Origin of the sequence: Paenibacillus validus NBRC 15382, from assembly GCF_004000985.1 — a bacterium.
Lineage (GTDB): Bacteria > Bacillota > Bacilli > Paenibacillales > NBRC-103111 > Paenibacillus_G > Paenibacillus_G validus.
This window is the reverse complement of the sequence record NZ_BIMH01000043.1, coordinates 21,090-39,143: the sequence shown is the minus strand read 5'-3', so window position 1 is coordinate 39,143 and position 18,054 is coordinate 21,090. Positions and strand designations below refer to the sequence as shown.

Sequence of the window (18,054 nt, the reverse complement as noted above, 5' to 3'; positions counted from 1 at the left end):
TTCTACCATAATTTTTTCCGGGAACATGATGCCGGGGAATTAACCGTGATCTTTTGCAGGCTGGATAACATTTGGGGTGATTTGCTGAAACCGGGGAATCCGCACGGCGTTCATTTTGAGAGGCCTGCGATGCTATCCACAGGTCAGCCTGCCTGCTCGTTTGAATTTGAAAAGCTGAATTAATTGCAAGAGGCCAGTTGGTGCAGCAACTGGCCCTTAACCCCGCAATCTTAACCCCTACCATAAAAGCACCCCTAGGGTGCTACATTCGAATTCTGTCTTATCCAGATTGTAGTTGGGATGATGTCTGCTGGCTTCTCTGCTTACCCACGCTGTCTAAATATTTAGTGAACTTGGATTCACCGCTGTAAGTTAGGAACAACCATTCCAAAGCTCGGGTCATCCTTATATAGAATAGGGAGACTTCCCTTTCTTCCACTTCTTCAAGGGGGAATGGCATATTCTCCACATTAATGATAAACACAACTCGGAAATCAAGCCCTTTGGCACTGTCGATAGTAGAAATCTTTACGGTATGTTCATCTCGAATAAAATTCCGTTTCGATTCTGCACTTTCAGTGATCCATGTATAGGCTAGTTCGTGTTGAGTCAAGCTATTTTTTATTTCATCGATGTAAGACGTGTGATGGTTGTTTTTAACTCTATACAAAATAGCCATGTCTTGTATCGGTATATTTTTCTCCCGGTGGAGAAACGTGATCGACTTCGATACAAAATTCATTTCCTCCTGAATATTGCGAAAGCTCTTGATCATCGGCTCCGGGCCTTTTCTCTTGGTTGATTGTGGAGGGATAATTTCCACCCCTTCTACGGAAGCTTCCTGAACTTTATTCTTTAACCGGGAATGCTCCTGATAAAAGTCCCAGGCAAACTGAACAATTTGCGCCGTATTTCGGTAATTAATCGAGAGAATTTTGGACCGTCCCCGAAAATCAAGACCAATATCTTGGGCCAGGCTCGTTTTTCTTTTAAAAATCGATTGTGCTCGGTCTTCAACCAAGAGCAGTGATTGTGTATCCGGGTTCAAACAACAGCTTAACAGCTTGAGCCAGTCTGCCTCAAAATCTTGCCCCTCATCAATCATTACAGCATCGTAGATGGGAAGGATCGCTTCCTTCTTATTCACTTTATCCAATAATGCTGGTATATCGCTATCTTTCATTTTCAAGCTATTTCGCAGCCATTCATGAAAGTTATATACCTCTACATGAGTATTCGCATGATGATCTGATGAGGAAGAGTTCAGCAAATCAAATAAATCTTCCGGCTCCCTCATCATCCGCTGGATCATTTGTTTTAAATTCCGTGATAACGGAATTCCGTAACATAGCACAAGAATCTTCCAATCCGGATGGGCTTTGGCTAACATTTTAGCACGACTGGCTAAAACAAGCGTCTTGCCACTTCCCGCTACCCCTCGAATAAGTCGGTGCTTATCACAAAGCTGCTTCGCCATATTTTCTTGATGGAGATCCATGGTTTTGATGTTATACAGGGAGAGCAAGAGCTGGTCCTGATGGTTTATAGGAGGCTTGAACTCTGCGCTAATTCGCACTTCAGGAAATAGATGGAATCGAATAGCTTGAATATCTTCGCTGGTTAACAAATCCTTCCTCCGATTCCAAACCGTAAAAATGCCTCGAATTTTATCCATTAGTATTTCTGGTGAAAAACTATCCTCATCCGGATCGATCTCATCCCTGCAAAGCACGAATTGAGGCTCTATTACCTGATATAGGTTATGATTGATAAAATCCTCTTGTTTAAGACGAGTAAATACAGTACCGTATCCATAGGGAAACTTTAGATGGGAGCCAATCCCTTGAACGAGGTTCTTGTCTTTTTTCAGATGATCCGTTATTAAGCGTGCATTATCTCTTGCTTGTTTGAGCGGGCTTTTCGTCTTCACGAACTCACCAGCAGTGTTGCGTAATGTCCATTCATCATGATTGATTTGGTAGAGCGTACCTTTGGTATAATCCTTGACCTCCAAGATCACTAACCCCAGGTCAGGACCTATGATTACAAAATCCGGTCTTCTCCCCCGAATTTCAGGTTCGTAATAAACAATATAATCACTCGGCAAATGATCTCTAAGGCTTTCAAACAAAATACGTTCTCCAGCCGTTGCACTTCTTGGGATCGTTTCCGGAACCGCGCAAGCCATATTCTATCTCCCCTGGCACTTAATACCACTATCATTATTATAGTACTAACAGCCCATAATGAATATACAAAGTATGACAATTACCTTGTTTTTATTACCCATTACGAGGACGGAAAGCAATGGAAGCCATCGGCGGGGCACATCGAGCCGGGATGGCTAACCTTCAGCCCCGGCGTGCGCCGCTGCGGTCGGTGAACCGCTTTACGAGAACAGACCTTGTTCTGCAAGATGCTCCCGTAGAAGGTGTCGTAGAGTTGAACCTGTATCAGCAACGCCGCTTTTACCAAAACTTAACATCGGGAATAAACTGCATTAATACTCTTCTGCTACAATGCGAAGGACAACCTAAACTATTTGTTGAGGAGGAGTGGCTCAGGTGAAGCAGAGTCAGAAGCGATGGGTCGCCGGCCTGCTTGTGCCGGCGCTTCTAATGGCGTCGATGGCAACGGCTGCTGCAGCAGACAGCGGACCGGCAGCAGGGACAAGTGCGAAAAAGATCACGATCCTTCACACCAATGACGTGCACGCGCGCGTGGAGGAGAGCAAGGAAGGGATCGGCTATGCCAAAATGGCCACCTTGATCAAAGAATTTAAGGCCTCTAACCCGAACACGCTTGTCGTTGACGCAGGGGATACGTTCCATGGACAAACGATTGCCAACCTCGTTCGCGGAGAGAGCGTCGTAAACATTATGAACGCCATCGGCTACGATGTCATGGCCGCCGGCAATCATGACTTCAATTACGGCTATGCCAGGCTGCAGGAGCTGGCTAAGACGGCCAAGTTCCCGATCCTCGGAGCCAATGTAAAAAAAGCGGACGGCAGCCGCGTTCTCGGCACCACCTACCTGAAAGAAGTAGGCGGCGTGAAGGTGGGCTTCTTCGGCCTTACAACACCGGAGACGGCCTACAAGACGCATCCGAAAAATGTAGAGGGAATCACCTTTGCCGACCCTGTAGCGGAAGCGAAGGCGATGGTAGCTGAGCTGAAGGACAAGGCGGACGTCATCGTGGCGGTTGCACACCTGGGCGTAGACAAATCCAGCGTTGACACCAGCCTTAAGGTAGCCGAGCAAGTGGCAGGCATTGATGTCATTATCGACGGTCACAGCCACACCACGATGGAAAAGGGCATGATGGTTGGGAATGTGCTGATCGCGCAGACCGGCGAGTACAGCAAGAACTTCGGCAAAGTTGAGCTGACCTTCGAGAACGGCAAGCTGACCGGCAAGACGGCTTCGCTTATCACGAAGAGCGATACCGAAATGGCTAAAACCGTTTCCGACAAGGCTGTGCTGGATATCGTAACAGGCATTAAGAAGGAGCAGGAACAAGAGCTTTCCAAGGTCGTCGGCTCTACCGCGGTGAAGCTCGTCGGGGACCGCGAGGTCGTCCGGGTCGGCGAATCGAATCTCGGCAACCTGATCGCAGACGCAATGCTGGATGAGACGAAGGCCGACGTAGCGATCACGAACGGCGGCGGCATCCGGGCCTCCATTGAGCCAGGCCAAATTACGAAAGGCCAAGTCATCACCGTGCTTCCTTTCGGCAACTATATTCAAACGAAGAAGGTCAAGGGCTCCGATATCAAGGCTGCTCTTGAGCTCGGCGTTTCGGCTTATCCGGATTCGCTAGGCGGCTTCCCGCACGTTGCAGGCATCAAGTTCACCATTGATCCGTCCCAGCCGAAAAACCAGCGTGTCACCTCCGTCACTATAAAGGATCAGCCGCTCGAACCGAACAACATGTACGTGCTTGCGACGAACGACTTTATGGCGTCAGGCGGCGACCAGTACACGATGTTCATGGATTACCCGCTGGCAGGCGACTTCTCCTCGCTGGAGGAATCGCTGATCTCCTACCTGCAGAAGAAGGGCGAGGTAGCTCCGAAGACGGAAGGACGCATCGAAGTGAAGGCTCCGGGGGTACAGCAAACACCAGCCCCTGCGTCGGCTCCTGTCCAGGAGAAGCCGGCAGCACCGGCTCCAGCCAAGCAAGAAGCGGCCGTATACAGCGTGAAGAAGGGCGACTCCCTCTGGAAGATCGCCAACATGTATCAGACGACCTGGCAAACGCTCCAACAGCTGAACCGATTGAAGAACCCGAACCTGATCTTCCCCGGCCAGCAAATCATTCTTCCGTAACATTTCTAACAGCAAACTCCCAAAGCTTGGGCCGATCCGTCGGCCCCAAGCTTTTATTTTTGTACGACCGGCCTGTGCATACTGTCCTTGTATTTCCGGCAAGTTTCTTTCCGCTTCAGGAAAAGCTTGGGAAGGTTGGCCAACTGCAAATAAGCCATCCTGTAGGAAGGTTGGCTTATTGTAGTGTCCATCTTCGAATGCGGCGACAGCATCAAACCATCCTACGCAACCGACCTACCTCATCTTCTTGCCGAAGGCCACAGCCAGAATAATAATCGCGCCGCTGACTATCATTTGTTGGCTGACTTGAAGACCCATAATAATCAACCCGTTATTAATGGTTCCGATCATCAGCGATCCGATGACGGTGCCGATTATGGATCCGGTACCTCCAAAAAGGCTGGTACCCCCGATAATAACAGCTGCGATAGCGTTCAATTCATCCCCTTGCCCGAAGCTGTAACGCGCACTCTGCATCATTCCGCTGTAAAGCATACCCGAGATGCCCGCAGCAGCTCCCGAAATTAGCAAAGCTGTAAATTTAATGCGGCCGGTGTTTATCCCGGAATATTCGGCAGACAACCGATTACCTCCGGTGGCCAGAATCTTCCTTCCAAAGGGCATTCTCTTCAAAACAATGTGACCGATGATCAAGATAACGACCGACCAAATCAATAAGGAAGGGATGGGACCTAGGTTGCCCGAACCAAAAATGCTGATGAATGTCTTATTGCGAATGATGACTGGCTTGGTGTCGGTCATCCACATGGATACGCCCCTAACCAGTTGCATCATACCGAGTGTCACTAGGAAGGAAGGTATCGCCACTTTCGTAACCAGAAATCCGTTGATCGCCCCGATTAGCACGCCTGCAACAACCCCTGCCGCAAAAGCGCCGATCACGCCAAAACCGGCATCCATCGTAAGTGCCGATATTAAAGCAGCGAAAGCGGCTGTAGAACCTACAGATAAATCGATTTCGCCGGATGCCATCACAAATGTCATGGCCGCGGCCATGATGGTGATCATTGTCGTCGACCTGACAATGTTCATCAAGTTATTGCTCGTATGAAAGCCGTAATCCTGCAGCGTAATCCCAAAGAAAATGAAGATAACGACGAATGCGATGTACACAATATAATTGCGCCATTGGAATCCGGGTTTACTCAAATCGAGATTATTCTTAGCTTTAAAAACCTTGGATTGCATGATGGAGAACCTCCTCCGAGCCGACTTCTCGCCTATCCAGCTCTTTTGTTATCACACCGTTGTATAAAACCAAGATCCTGTCGCTGACCGCAAGCAGCTCCTCAAGCTCTGAGGATATGACCAGAATGGCCATCCCTTCGCCTGCCATCGCTCTGATGATGTCCACAATTTCCGATTTAGCGGCGATGTCCACACCGATCGTCGGTTCGTCCAAGAGCAGCACCTTCGGATTCCGCGCAAGCCATTTGGCAAGTACAATCTTTTGTTGATTGCCTCCGGAGAGCAATTTTACAATTTTGGAAACGTTATCTGTTTTAATATTTAATTTCTCGATATACGTTTGCGTTATTACTGTCCCTTGCTTGTCCTTCACGAATAATCTCCTGGTAAGAAACTTGAGCGAGGGCAGCATCATATTCTCACGAACCGTATGATCCAACACCAGGCCTTGCTTTCTTCTGTCCTCCGGAACAAGGGCAATTCCATGGCTCACGGCATCCGCCGTCGTTTTGATGGCTTTTCCATTCATGACAATCTCTCCGGAAGTCGGCCGTTCGATTCCAAATATGCATTTCATAATCTCGGTCCTGCCGCTGCCCATTAAACCTGCCAGACCGACAATTTCACCAGGGTAAATTTGGAACGACACATCTTTCACCCTCGCCTCGTAAGCAAGGTGCGTCACTTTCAAGACAGGGACTTCTGACCGTATGTAATTACGCTCTACCCATTTAAAGGATTTCCCTGCTTCCTCCCCCATCATGCTTTCAATGACCTGCTCCATCGTCAAGTTCCGGCACGCATCGGTTAAGATCGTTTTACCGTCTTTCAAAACCGTCAGCCTGTCGCAGATTTCGAAGATCTCTGCCATCCGATGTGAAATGTAGACAATGGAAATCCCCTCCGCCTTCAGCTGGTTTACAAGCTTGAATAGGGACTCCGTTTCCGATTCGGAAAGTGAAGCCGTAGGTTCATCCATGATGAGAATTTTCGCATCTTTTGATAGTGCCTTGGCGATCTCTATCATCTGCCAATATCCCACTCCAAGCGAATCTACGGTAGCATTAGGATCAATATCGACATTCAATTTTTTCAAAATCTCTACGGTCGCTCTGACGCATTCCTTGTCATCAATAAGTCCATTAGCCTTCCGGGGCTCCCGCGCCAAGAAGATGTTCTGAGCGACCGTTAACGTAGGGATAAGACTAAACTCTTGAAAAATCATGGCAATACCATGCTTCCTCGCATTTTGATCGTTGTTGATGTCTATGGTTTGATTGTCAATTTGGATAATTCCCGCATCCTTCGTGTATACTCCGGTCAAAATTTTCATCAAAGTGGACTTCCCGGCGCCATTCCCGCCACAAAGCGCATGAACCTCGCCTCTGCCTATCGAGAAGTGGGCTTTCTTCAAGACTGGAATCCCATTAAAGCTCTTCTCAATATCCATCATTTGCAACGCGTAGTTAGCGCTCATTACTTATCACCCCCGACTTATCTTAACCATTCCCTTTTACTTCAGTTCATTGGCGATATCTTGAGGTAGTTCTCTATGATAGATCCTTTGAAAGGATTCAGCTAAATTCGACCGATTAACCGGTGGTGCAGGAACGGCAACAAACGGAGGCACCTCGGCGCCAATCAGGGATAATGCCCCTAAAGCCGCTTCAGCAACGCCTTGGTCGTAAGGAAGATAGGCTCCAATGCCTTTAACGAATCCATTTTGAGCCATATTCAGCGCCACTTCATGCCCCACGCCTTCCGTGACAATCGCGAAATCACTTGGACTCTTGCCGGAGATCTTGGCAGCGGATATAGCTCCCATTGCGGGGACATCCCAGCTCGCGTATATTCCTTTCAAATTGGGGTACTTGGTTAATAAACCTGCTGTTACATCTTGGGTCGTGTTCCAATCTTGGAAACCTGCAACCGCTACAAGGTTAATATTGGGGTGTTTGGCCTCCAAACGGGCGATAAATCCTTCGTAACGAACGTTTGTAACATAGAAGTCCGGAGCAAAATAAAGTGCGGCAACGTCTCCTTGATTACCTATAGCCTTGGCAAGCTCGTCGGCGATTTGCATACCGAGCCCGAAATTATCTGAAGAAACGACCGATACATAATCTTTACCTGGATCCATACCGTCTACAGGCTGGTCTATAAACACAACTTTTGTTCCCGATTCGGCTGCCTTCTTATACACGGCGGCTTGCGTTTGTGCATTCAACGGAATGCTAACCAAAATATCTGGTTTTTTCATTAATGCCGCTTCAATATCAGCAATCTGTTTCGAATCTTTAAAGTCGGCGCTTGTTTGCGCAATAACTTCAATGCCTAATCTCTTGAATTCCGTTTTTAAACCTGCAACCTGCTGTTCCGACCAATCATCCCCTGAGAAGCCCATAGCGATTGCCGCTTTGTAATTACCCGCTTTAATCTTTTGCAATTGCTCGTCCGTAATTACAATTTTACTTGCCGGGAAGGCCGCTTTCCCGCGAGGTCCACTGGCCATTGTCTCGGTAGAAATTACATCCTCTTGCGCTAACTTTAATCGTTCTTCAGAAGGCTTTTGATACCAGGGAGGGTGTTCTACCTTCGAAGATTTCACAGCACCAGCCTTCTGACTGCCGCTGTCCGTAGGATTGCCATTCGCAGGAACGCTGCCCGAGTTAGCGCTGCACGCTATCAAAGAAATAGAAAGGACAAATACAGCTGTAATTACAGCCGTTTTTTTCATATGAACCATTTTCATTCTCATCGTAGTGGCCCCCATCGCTTAAAGTTTTAACCAACCATTCTTTTCGAGAAATCCCGTTTTCATAAACATAGAAGATTGAGGGTAGTGGATCGGCGGTTTCCTGCATAAATTGCGACCAGGCCCTTTGCATAAGCCTGGTCGTATCCCTTTTGTTATGAATTTCCCCGTTATTTCAATACTTTCTTGTCGAACTCGATGATGATGTTTACCAGTCCTTCCGGGTTCTCCTCGGAGATCCAATGTCCGGCATTAGGGACTGCCATAGTGGTCACGTTCTCGCTGAACTCGCGGATCATCTCATCGGTCACTTCACTAAACAGAGAAACTTGTCCGTGCAGCCCAAGAACAGGCATTTTCAGCTTGCCGCTACGCTTGAGCGCCGCTTTGTTATCCTCGGCATCCTGCTCGAAAGCGCGGTACAGCTCGAAGCCGGCACGCATTGCTCCAGGTTCCGCGAAGCTTGTCGCGAAGTGTTCGGTGTCTACGGCCAAGGGGTTATAGCCGAGCTTGTCGTAGAAATGCTGCAAGTAGAAACGCTCGCGGCCTGCTGTAAGCTGTTCAGGTAGATCCTTCAGGTTGTGGAACAGGAAATGGAACAGGGACTGATCGGTTTTCATCCGCTCGTGAACGTTTGTGCCCGGAATCGGCGCCTCTCCGCAGCTCATCCACAATACGTCCTCCGGATAGCGGAAAGCGTAAGCGGTAGCCAGCTGGCCGCCAAGGTCGTGACCAATGACGATTTTCGGACTCGTAATCTTCAGGTGGTCGTGGAGCAGACTGTGAATGTCTACGGCCATCGTATGCTTGTCGTATCCTTCTCTCGGGCGCTCCGAGTTGCCCGCACCGCGGTAGTCTGGAGCGACGACCCGGTAACCGGCTTGGGTCAACAACGGAATAACGTGTCTCCATTGATGTGAAGTTTCCGGCCAGCCATGAAGCAGTACAACGGTGCGGTCCCCCGTGCCGGCGGTAATATAATGAAGGCGAACCCCATTAGCTGTTGCCATTCCATAACTCGCATATTTCCCGGTGTGATCTTTAATTTGTTCTGAATACATATCGCTTCATCTCCCATTTTCAAGTTGGATTAGGTAGCTTTCAAACCTTAAAAAAATGACTTTCATGATCACTTTTCTCTAGAGCGAATCTTTCCGTTCGCCATTCGCTTCATGAATCAACTCCTCTTTTCTGATTCCCTTTAATGTATTGCCCTTGGGTTAGTTATAATATAGCGCTTCCCCAAACCATTCATAAGTTCACATTCTTCAGATAGGGGGGACAATATTCGGCTGATCCTGTGCGTTCACATGGAAAGAGATGCCTCATTTGAATTTGAGACACCCCTTCTTTCATTCCGGTTAGATTCTTTTATATTCAGAAGGGAGCTTCCCCCACTTTTGTTTAAACAGTCTGCTAAAGTACTTCGTATCCTGGTAACTCATGCGCTCCGATATCTCCGCTATTTTTAAATCCGTATTCAGCAAAAGTTCTTTTGCCTTCTCCAGCCGAACATCGGTTACATAATCCAGTATGGTTATCCCCGTTTGTTTTTTGAAATATTCGCAAAAGTAAGTAGGGTTCATATAAACTTGATCGGATATGTCCTTCACGCTTATTTTTTTGTGCAGATTATCTTTAATCCATGTTGTTGCTTTCATAATGGGGTCTTGCACGGTCTCTTCTTCATAAATCAGCAGTTTATGATGGATTTGAAGCACGATTTTCTTTACCAAATCTTTGATCTGAATCATATTCGTTTCTTCCTTGATCGCATCGATGGCATGGTCTAAATCGGGGAGGAAATATCCGAAATCCATACTTTCCATAGCTAGCTTGTACAGATTAAACATGATATATTGAATGGCAAGCTGTATGTCTGAAGGAGAGCGCAGTGTGGCTACCCCCCTGAAAAACGCGTTTAATTCCTCTTCGATTCCAGGAATTGTGGAGTGGCCGAGCGCATTCGTCATCTTATTCGCCATTTCCTTCAACTTCGGAGATAAGTGCGTATGTTCATCTTTAGACGCCATTTCATTCGTCAAACGAGAGGAAAACACCTGATTCCCGCCATAAACCATTCGGAAGCGAATATAGGCCAGCAACTGCTTTCGCAAACCCGGCAAAATCGTCAAATCTTTAAACGGATCGCTTTGTCCGATCGATACGGTAAAAGGTGTATACCGATGAATGTTACTCCTCAAGTCGTTGGCAAAGCGGCTCCCGCTTGCAATGAATGAGCTTTCATCCCGTGACGAACCATACAGGAGCACCCAAAATTTGAATCCTCCGTCTCGCCACCACCAACCCTTGTTTCCTTCCCCCGCCTTAACGTAATTATGGATCACCATTTCATCTATAATATTTTGAATCGCATAAGCCATAATCCCCCAATCGTTCGGTTTATACTCACGCGTTTTCATCGGAAAATCATCCGCGCAGACATACAGAAGCTGGTATTGTCCTTCCGGAAAATCCTTGATCCAGTACAAGGTAGAAATATCTTCAGGACCGGATAAAACGGCTTCGCTCAATAACTGAGTCTGTTTCACGAGAGCGTGTTTATCGGCCTTTTTTTTCAAATCGTTCCATTTCTCACTTCTCAACCTCTGCTCATAAATGTTATCTCTCACTCTTTGCAGGAGATTCATAAATTCCGTTCGGTCGATTGGTTTCAGTAAATAATCGGATGCCCCTTCCCGAATGGCGGATTGCAAATGCTGGAAATCGTCGTACCCGCTGATGATAATCGAATGAAACGAATCATCCCGATAGATCTTTTTGACTTCATGAATCAACGCCAAGCCATCCATTTCCGGCATTTTCACATCGGTTATCATCAAATCAATCCGCTTGCCGCTTTCTTCAAGAAATTCAATGACCTCAATTCCGTTGGAAAACATCCCGATAATCTCCCAATCACCGGGGCAAGCGCGAACCAACCGTTCGATTCCTCTATGAATCCGCTTCTCATCATCCACAATGATGGTATGAATTGTCTTCATGGTGAGTCAGACCTCGTTTCTTTCATATTTATTCACAGTCTGCATGTCCTCTATGACCGGAATCCGGATGTAAAATGTCGTTCCCTCTTTCAACTTGCTTTCAACTCGAAGCCCGTAATCCGGCCCGAACATCATAACCATTCTGGCATGTACATTACTCAATCCAAAGCCGGAATCTCTTCCCGCGATCGGGTCTGATTCCAGCAATACACGGATTTTTTCCAGCGTTTCTTGATCCATTCCGATTCCGTCATCTTGAACGCTCATGAGAATTTCTTCCATTCCACCCTGGATTCCGGATACTTTGGTGATGTGAATGCGGATCGTAAGTCCTTTTCTGGTCTCCAGACCATGCATAATGCAGTTCTCAATGATGGGCTGTAATATAAACTTGGGCGAATAATAATGGTTCAGATCAATGTCCGATTGAATATCAAAGTTCAATCGATGTTCAAAACGGTATTTTTGAATGGACAAATAGTTCCGGATATGTTCGACTTCGGTGTGCAGCGTCACAATCCGATCTTTGTTGCTTAACGAAAACCTTAGCATTTTACCGAGCAAGGTCACCATATCGACAACGGTTTCTTTCTCATCGTCTTCAACCGCCATACTTATGGTTTCCAGTGTGTTATACATAAAATGAGGATTGATTTGGGATTGCAGCGCATACAGCTCCGCTTGTTTTTGGCGCAGCTCAATATGATAGTTTTGTTGAATCAAGTCCTTGATTCTGGAAACCATGGAATTAAAGCTTCTGGCCAGTAATCCGATTTCATCTCTGGAGTCGACACGAAGGTCCACTTGAAGATACCCTTTCTCCACATCTCTCATTAAGCTGCTTAGCTTATCAATAGGACGGCTTACATTCCAGGCTGCGTAAATCGAAATCAAGCCGGTAATCAGTACAAAAATAACCACCAATAACGCGGTAACGTCCCGAATCAGTTTGGTGCTATTCGTTAAATATTCAAATGGGATGCTGTGGACCAGGATCCACTCCGTTTGGCCGGATTGACTGACACTTATCAGTCTTCGATTGCCGTCATGTGAGGATCGAAAACTTCCGTTTTTTATTGGATAATAGTTAAGGTCTACTATAGAGCCGATTCGCCTTGCATTGGTGTCATAAATAACCTCTCCCTGCGGATTCATGACCCAGGTTTCCGCCTCATTTTGTTGTTTGATATCAAACAGCACATTATTAAATAACGAAAAATCCACTGCGATCAACATCATGCCTACATGTTGAAAATTTACAGAATCCCAAATCTCCTTCTTGATTAAGAAAAATGGCTTATTATACTCAAAATGGAGATCCGTCTCATGCTGTAAAATAATACTTCCTTTTTCCTGAAAATCGGGCTCTTGTTCAAACCCGAAGTATGGCAGCGTCGTGCTGTAATATAAGCGGGATTTGGACCATACAAACACGCCTAGAAGCGGCGCATTACTTCCGTTAAAATACGTTCTCGAAAGATAGCTGTTGACCGTAAACACGTCATTATTGAGTTCGGAAAAATTGAGGGTATTATCTTTTCGCAGGATCGACAGCACCTCGTTCGAGTTATATAACAACCAAGGCATTTGCATCAACTCTTCCATTTGCTTGTCGATGTTATCGTTTGCTTGATCTAAAATTTTGGGAACGTATTTCCCCACCTGTTCCTCGATCGACTTCGTATAGTGATAGTATGAAATGTATCCTAACAACGTGATGGGAACGATTGTCAATAAAACACAAATCATGATTAGCTTTGTTCTCAATCGATAATTTTTCAACTGCAACCATTGGATTAATTTCCTGTTAAAAATCATATTGATCAATATTTCCCTTTACAAAGTCTATGGGTTCCCCCATGATCACCATATTATTCTGCAATCGCATGCGGATGTTACCGACATTGAGAATGGCCTGCCGATCGTAAGGATATTGTCCGTCAAGCAAATTTTTGGCCAGCATTACCGTTAAGTAACCCAACTTACGAGGGCTCCAAAGCGTAATCATCTGCAAAGAGCCGTCGTTGATGAGCGTTCGCGTGGAGTTAGGTGTTGCTATGCCGACGATTTTTACCGAACCTCGTAAACCTGCTTCTTGAACGGCTTGTGCTGCGGCAGGCGGAGCAATATAACTAGCGCCTATTAAGCCGGATAAATTAGGGTAGGTTTCAAGAATCTCCTTTGCTTTTGCGACAGCACTCTCGTTGCTATGATCGATTTCCCCGATTTTTACCAGCCTCATATTCGGATAGTATTGCTCCTGTTGGAATGAAATCCATTTAATCCATTCCTGCACATTGGCGTCCGTCAAAGGACCTGCTAAAACTGCAAAATCCCCCGTTTCGTTTAAACTCCATGCCAGCATATCCATTAAGTGTCGTCCTAATGTTTGCTCATCCACCATATTGACGAAAAAATCTCTGCCGCTTGGATCCGAATCCGAATCCCATGTAATGACTTTAATATGATGCCGCCGAGCCTCTCTCAAAACGGGCAGCAGTTTAACCGGATCACTTGCCGAAATGGCGATAGCATTCACCTTTTGCGCGATCAATTTTTTAATGATTTGGATTTGATCTTCCGGGTTGCTGGTCGGCGGAACTGTGACCACAACTTTAATACCTAAGTCTCTCGCCGCTTCTTTAGCCCCTTCAACGGCTGCGTTGGAATAGGTTTTCTCCATTACTTTCGGAACGAATGCTATTGTATAGGGTGCGCTCTCGACATCACGCTCCAATTGTTTGTTCTGATTCTCTTTTTCACTATTCATATATATAATTTCATTTAAAGGGGGATCTACAGAATTGCAAGCGCTTCCTAAAATCAAGAAAATAAGGATGATGGCGATTATTTTTTTCATAAAATCCTCCCTTACCCCGGATCAATGAATGACGATAGGAATCGAGGTGTCTGACATGACGAAAAAGTACGAAAAGGCATTCAAAATTCGAACCATTCGACTTATTCAAGAAGAAGGGAAGCCGGTGTTGCAGTACCCGGGGAAATGGGATTGTCGTGGACAACTGAAGCCGGAAGACCAAGCATTGCGTGATGTTCACAAGCGAATTGGCGATCTGGAAGAAGCGAACTTGATGATAGGCGGCTTTTAGTGAAAGTAACTACCTGAATTGAGAAATCCAAAACGGGCAAAAAGAAGCAATAGAGCGGAGTTTGGGGTACATTGCACCCCATCAGTACGAACGTACGCTCCATTTTGAAGCGCAGTTGTTTTCTTCGATCAAAAAAATCGCATATGATTTAACACCTCCGATACAACATTTAACACCTTTCTAAAGAAGTTCGACACATTCTGCTTATTTCCTCCAGCCCTAATAAGCCCGTCCAGATTACCTTTTCTAATCGGAAAGAAGCATAAGCACCCGAACGATTGAAAACTCAACCGTTCGGGTGCTTTGCTTTCGGCAGAAGATTTAGAGCCCGCCATGTTCACCACTTCTGCTATCCTGCCCATCTTCGATAATAGGATGCCGGATTTCGACTCTAAATCCTGTATTCGGATTCGGATGCACCAATAATCCGAACTTATGCCCAAAATGCAGCTCTAGCCGTTTATGAACATTCACTAATCCGATTCCGCCAGTTCCGTCCCTCTCCGCAGGATTGCCCAAGTTCAACAAGGGCCCGCCATGATAGCCGGGCCCATTATCTTCAATGATGAAGACAATTTCATTCCCATCCCGTTTCGCGGTCAGCTTAATCTTCCCTTTTCCTTCCGGATGCTTGCTGATGCCATGCTTCACCGCATTCTCCATAATCGGCTGCAAAATTAATTTAATAATCTTTTTTTTGCGAACATCCGGTGCAATTTGGCTGAACACTTGGAAAGAACGATTGCTGCGAAGAAGCTCAATGTCAAGGTAATTTCGGGCATGCTCAATTTCCCGCTCAACGGTCGTCCATTCATCCCCATTGTTCAGACTGAACCGCAGCAAACTGGCTAATTTAGTGACCATCGCGGCAATCGTCGTCTCGTTGCTGTGTTCGGCTCTCCACTTAATCGCATCAAGCGTATTGTAAAAGAAATGGGGGTTGATTTGATGATTTAAGGTCTGCAGCTCCAATTGCCTTTTGTCTGATTCCATGGCTTTCGTCTTGTGAAGCAATTCCAGCATACCCGATACCATCTGATTGTAGCCGCGAACAAGCTGGCCGATTTCATCTCGTCTCTCTTGATAGAGAGCAAAAGGATTTAGCAGCCCTCTCTTCACTTCATTCATATGCAGAACCAAATTTTTAATGGGAATCGTAAAGGTGCGTACAAGTATAACAAGAAACAGCGTGACAACAATCATACTGATCATCACAATCCAGAAGGTGAAATCTTTAATTTGGTAAATGGTTCCCGTGAGCTCATCCCTTGGGACAGCCGCAATGAGCTTCCAGCCATCCCTGTTCAGCCCGACTTCTCCCTTCTTCCATTTTTCCGTCGGAAAATATTCTTCATAGTAATACTCCTTATTGTAGAAGCTTGTATCCGTATTAGAGATGATATGATTTCCGCTATCCACCAGCATGACTTTATAGTTCTTAAATGAAGATGGGAAGACTAATCCCCCACGGACTAAATACTCCGGAATCTCCAGCGTTAGAATGCCGATGGTATCATAGGCGGAGTTCCTGATCAAGGCGATATAGATAAATACCGGGCTGGACATATCCCGATCCCACTCATGAATCCATACCCCCTTTTTTCCCGCTGCTTGAATGAGAGGATATAGCTGCGAATAAGACTCCGAATTCTTAGTCAATACATCCATGCGGTAAGCGCTGGTTAGCTTGATTTGAAGTCGCGTTTCCACCACGGAGAACGGAACCTGATCCGCTTCATTAGCTAAGGGGTAGGTCTCCAGATAGTCCTGAATTTCTTTGGATGCAGCTAAGCGTCGTGACTCCTCTTCCACACTAACCATTATTTTTCTAACCAGCTTGGCATTTAATGCGAGATTATCCTGAAGAAACTGGGAGGTGACGGATTCAATTTGCTGCTTAGACTTCTCAAAAGAAAGCATGCCTAGTACGGCGATCGGGATTAACATCGATACAGACATAATCAGAAGCATTTTAATGAACAGCGTGTTAAAATTCGTTCTCTTCCTCATTTGCCATACCTGAACTCTTTCGGAGTTTCACCTGTTTTCTTTTTGAACAGCGTGCCGAAATACTGCAAATCATTGTAGCCAACAGCCGTGGCAATCTCATAGATTTTCATACTTGTCTCTCTTAGCAGCGTCTTCGCGCGGTTAATCCGGAGATCGGCAAGATAATCCGTGAAGGTCTGGCCGGTTTCTTTCTTGAACACCTGACTGAGCCACACGGGATGAATCGATAACTCGTCCGCGACTTTACCTAATGTAATATCTTCCATATAAGCGGCAGCCATTTTCTCTAATGCACGTTCCACAATCGCATTCATCCTGGGAGCGAACAGCTGTCGGCCTAGATTGGTGAGATAGTCACGCAAAACCTGCTGATACTCTTGAATCGTGCTGCACTCGTCGAGCATCTCCCACACTCTCATCGGAATTTCTTCCAATTCCTTGGCCGTTCTCTCACTCAGGCTGATATGAATTTGCGAAAGGTAGTTTAAGACGCCGCGAGTAACATCCTCTTTGCTCTCCGTTCCTTCCAGCATGACGGTGCCTCGGATGAATTGTTTGACAGCCCGTGCAATCGCCTCCTCGTTCTGCTCGCACAACAAGGAGGCCATCTGGTCCGGCGTCACATAACCGCTTGATTTAGATGGATTGGACTCATAGAAGAACTCCGAATGGTCCGATAAGGAATGGATTCGGAATGCTTTCAGTGCATCTTGGTAAGCGGAATGGATATGTTCGAAAAGCTCCATCTTTGCGCTGATCCCTATTGCCAATTCAATTTTCTGATAACTTTTGACACTGTGGATAATCGAATGTATCAACTCTTGAACCTTGTCGTTCCCTGTTATTACAACCCAACGATGCTTGGAATCCTTGAAAAATACAGTAGCAGCGTAGTCCATCAATACTTCATTCAAAATGTTCCCGATAGCGAAGGTTTGCAGCGCATAATTACTCCCGATCGGCTTACCGTCCGGATAGCCTTTGGTGTCCATCACCATAATAGAATAGGGTTGGTCCGCCAGCCATGCCAGGTTCCATAGCTTTAACCTTTGGTAAATATGCTCTTCAAGCGGCGTATATTTTAAACAGAAATCGGCCAAATAATTATCACGCATCAACCGATTTCCCATTTGGGCAAAGGTATACTGCTGCTGCAGATGGTGATTCTGTTCTTTTTCTTGCTGAATCAGGAGTAGAAACTTGCGGATTTTCTCTGCGAACTCCTCCGTATGGAACGGCTTTAACAAATAATCGGCGGCTCCAACACGAATGCTTCTTTGTGCATATTCAAAATCGTTGTATCCGCTTACAACAATGATTTTAGGTTGATAATGTTTCCCAACGAAATGCTCGACAAGGTCCAAGCCTGTCATGCCCGGCAGCATAATATCTGTAACGATCAAGTCCGGCCGGTGCTCCGCAATGATTCCCATTGCCTCTTCGGCATGGTTTGAAGTAAACAGGGACAAATTCATCCCCATCGATTCGACCGCTCTTCTCATCCCCATTAATGAGTTCGGTTCATCTTCAACGACAATGACTTTCATTGGTAATCACCCCTTGCAATTGAAGTCTCTGGTATACGAGAAGTACAGGTGAGTGTGCTGCTATCGTCTATTATAACACGTGTTAAC

General features: G+C 46.1%; 13 protein-coding genes. 3 read left to right on the top strand and 10 right to left on the bottom strand.

The features are described 5' to 3' along the window. On the top strand, positions 1 to 183 hold a 183-nt coding region (locus tag PVA01S_RS21140), incomplete at its 5' end, for an L-2-amino-thiazoline-4-carboxylic acid hydrolase (protein WP_164751924.1). A gap of 97 nt (positions 184 to 280) precedes the next feature. On the opposite strand, the gene PVA01S_RS21135 is transcribed toward PVA01S_RS21140, so the two are convergent. Next, positions 281 to 2,188 carry a 3'-5' exonuclease gene (locus tag PVA01S_RS21135; protein WP_127609324.1) on the bottom strand — a complete coding sequence of 636 codons (1,908 nt, stop codon included), beginning with the start codon at positions 2,186 to 2,188 and terminating at the stop codon, positions 281 to 283. Between the two features lie 430 nt (positions 2,189 to 2,618). On the opposite strand from PVA01S_RS21135, the gene PVA01S_RS21130 reads away from it, so the two are divergent. Then, positions 2,619 to 4,331, top strand: a complete 1,713-nt coding sequence (locus PVA01S_RS21130; RefSeq protein ID WP_127609326.1) for a 5'-nucleotidase C-terminal domain-containing protein — start codon at positions 2,619 to 2,621, stop codon at positions 4,329 to 4,331. Positions 4,332 to 4,565: 234 nt separating this feature from the next. On the opposite strand, the gene PVA01S_RS21125 is transcribed toward PVA01S_RS21130, so the two are convergent. The 7 genes from PVA01S_RS21125 to PVA01S_RS21095 form a co-directional block, all read right to left on the bottom strand. Beyond that, on the bottom strand, positions 4,566 to 5,540 hold the full coding sequence (locus PVA01S_RS21125) for an ABC transporter permease (protein ID WP_127609322.1): 975 nt from the start codon (positions 5,538 to 5,540) through the stop codon (positions 4,566 to 4,568). After that, complete coding sequence (locus tag PVA01S_RS21120) at positions 5,521 to 7,017, bottom strand: sugar ABC transporter ATP-binding protein (protein ID WP_127609320.1); 1,497 nt, start codon at positions 7,015 to 7,017, stop codon at positions 5,521 to 5,523. Before PVA01S_RS21120 ends, PVA01S_RS21125 begins: the two co-directional genes overlap by 20 nt. A gap of 36 nt (positions 7,018 to 7,053) precedes the next feature. Next, positions 7,054 to 8,298 carry a substrate-binding domain-containing protein gene (locus PVA01S_RS21115; protein WP_164751923.1) on the bottom strand — a complete coding sequence of 415 codons (1,245 nt, stop codon included), beginning with the start codon at positions 8,296 to 8,298 and terminating at the stop codon, positions 7,054 to 7,056. Positions 8,299 to 8,465: 167 nt separating this feature from the next. Continuing rightward, positions 8,466 to 9,356: an alpha/beta fold hydrolase gene (locus PVA01S_RS21110; RefSeq protein ID WP_127609316.1), complete on the bottom strand. Its 891-nt coding sequence runs from the start codon at positions 9,354 to 9,356 to the stop codon at positions 8,466 to 8,468. Between the two features lie 300 nt (positions 9,357 to 9,656). Beyond that, a complete protein-coding gene (locus tag PVA01S_RS21105) occupies positions 9,657 to 11,300 on the bottom strand; it encodes a response regulator transcription factor (protein ID WP_127609314.1) in 1,644 nt (547 codons plus the stop codon). 6 nt (positions 11,301 to 11,306) lie between these two features. Then, the gene (locus PVA01S_RS21100; RefSeq protein WP_164751922.1) at positions 11,307 to 13,049 is read right to left on the bottom strand and encodes a cache domain-containing sensor histidine kinase; all 1,743 of its coding nucleotides are present in this window, start codon (positions 13,047 to 13,049) and stop codon (positions 11,307 to 11,309) included. 58 nt (positions 13,050 to 13,107) lie between these two features. Beyond that, a complete protein-coding gene (locus PVA01S_RS21095) occupies positions 13,108 to 14,160 on the bottom strand; it encodes an autoinducer 2 ABC transporter substrate-binding protein (RefSeq protein WP_127609310.1) in 1,053 nt (350 codons plus the stop codon). Between the two features lie 55 nt (positions 14,161 to 14,215). Between PVA01S_RS21095 and PVA01S_RS21090 the strand changes: the two genes are divergently transcribed. Next, positions 14,216 to 14,410, top strand: a complete 195-nt coding sequence (locus PVA01S_RS21090) for a hypothetical protein (RefSeq protein ID WP_127609308.1) — start codon at positions 14,216 to 14,218, stop codon at positions 14,408 to 14,410. Positions 14,411 to 14,731: 321 nt separating this feature from the next. On the opposite strand, the gene PVA01S_RS21085 is transcribed toward PVA01S_RS21090, so the two are convergent. Beyond that, the gene (locus PVA01S_RS21085) at positions 14,732 to 16,420 is read right to left on the bottom strand and encodes a sensor histidine kinase (RefSeq protein ID WP_127609306.1); all 1,689 of its coding nucleotides are present in this window, start codon (positions 16,418 to 16,420) and stop codon (positions 14,732 to 14,734) included. After that, positions 16,417 to 17,967: a response regulator gene (locus tag PVA01S_RS21080; RefSeq protein WP_127609304.1), complete on the bottom strand. Its 1,551-nt coding sequence runs from the start codon at positions 17,965 to 17,967 to the stop codon at positions 16,417 to 16,419. Before PVA01S_RS21080 ends, PVA01S_RS21085 begins: the two co-directional genes overlap by 4 nt. Positions 17,968 to 18,054 lie beyond the last annotated feature (87 nt).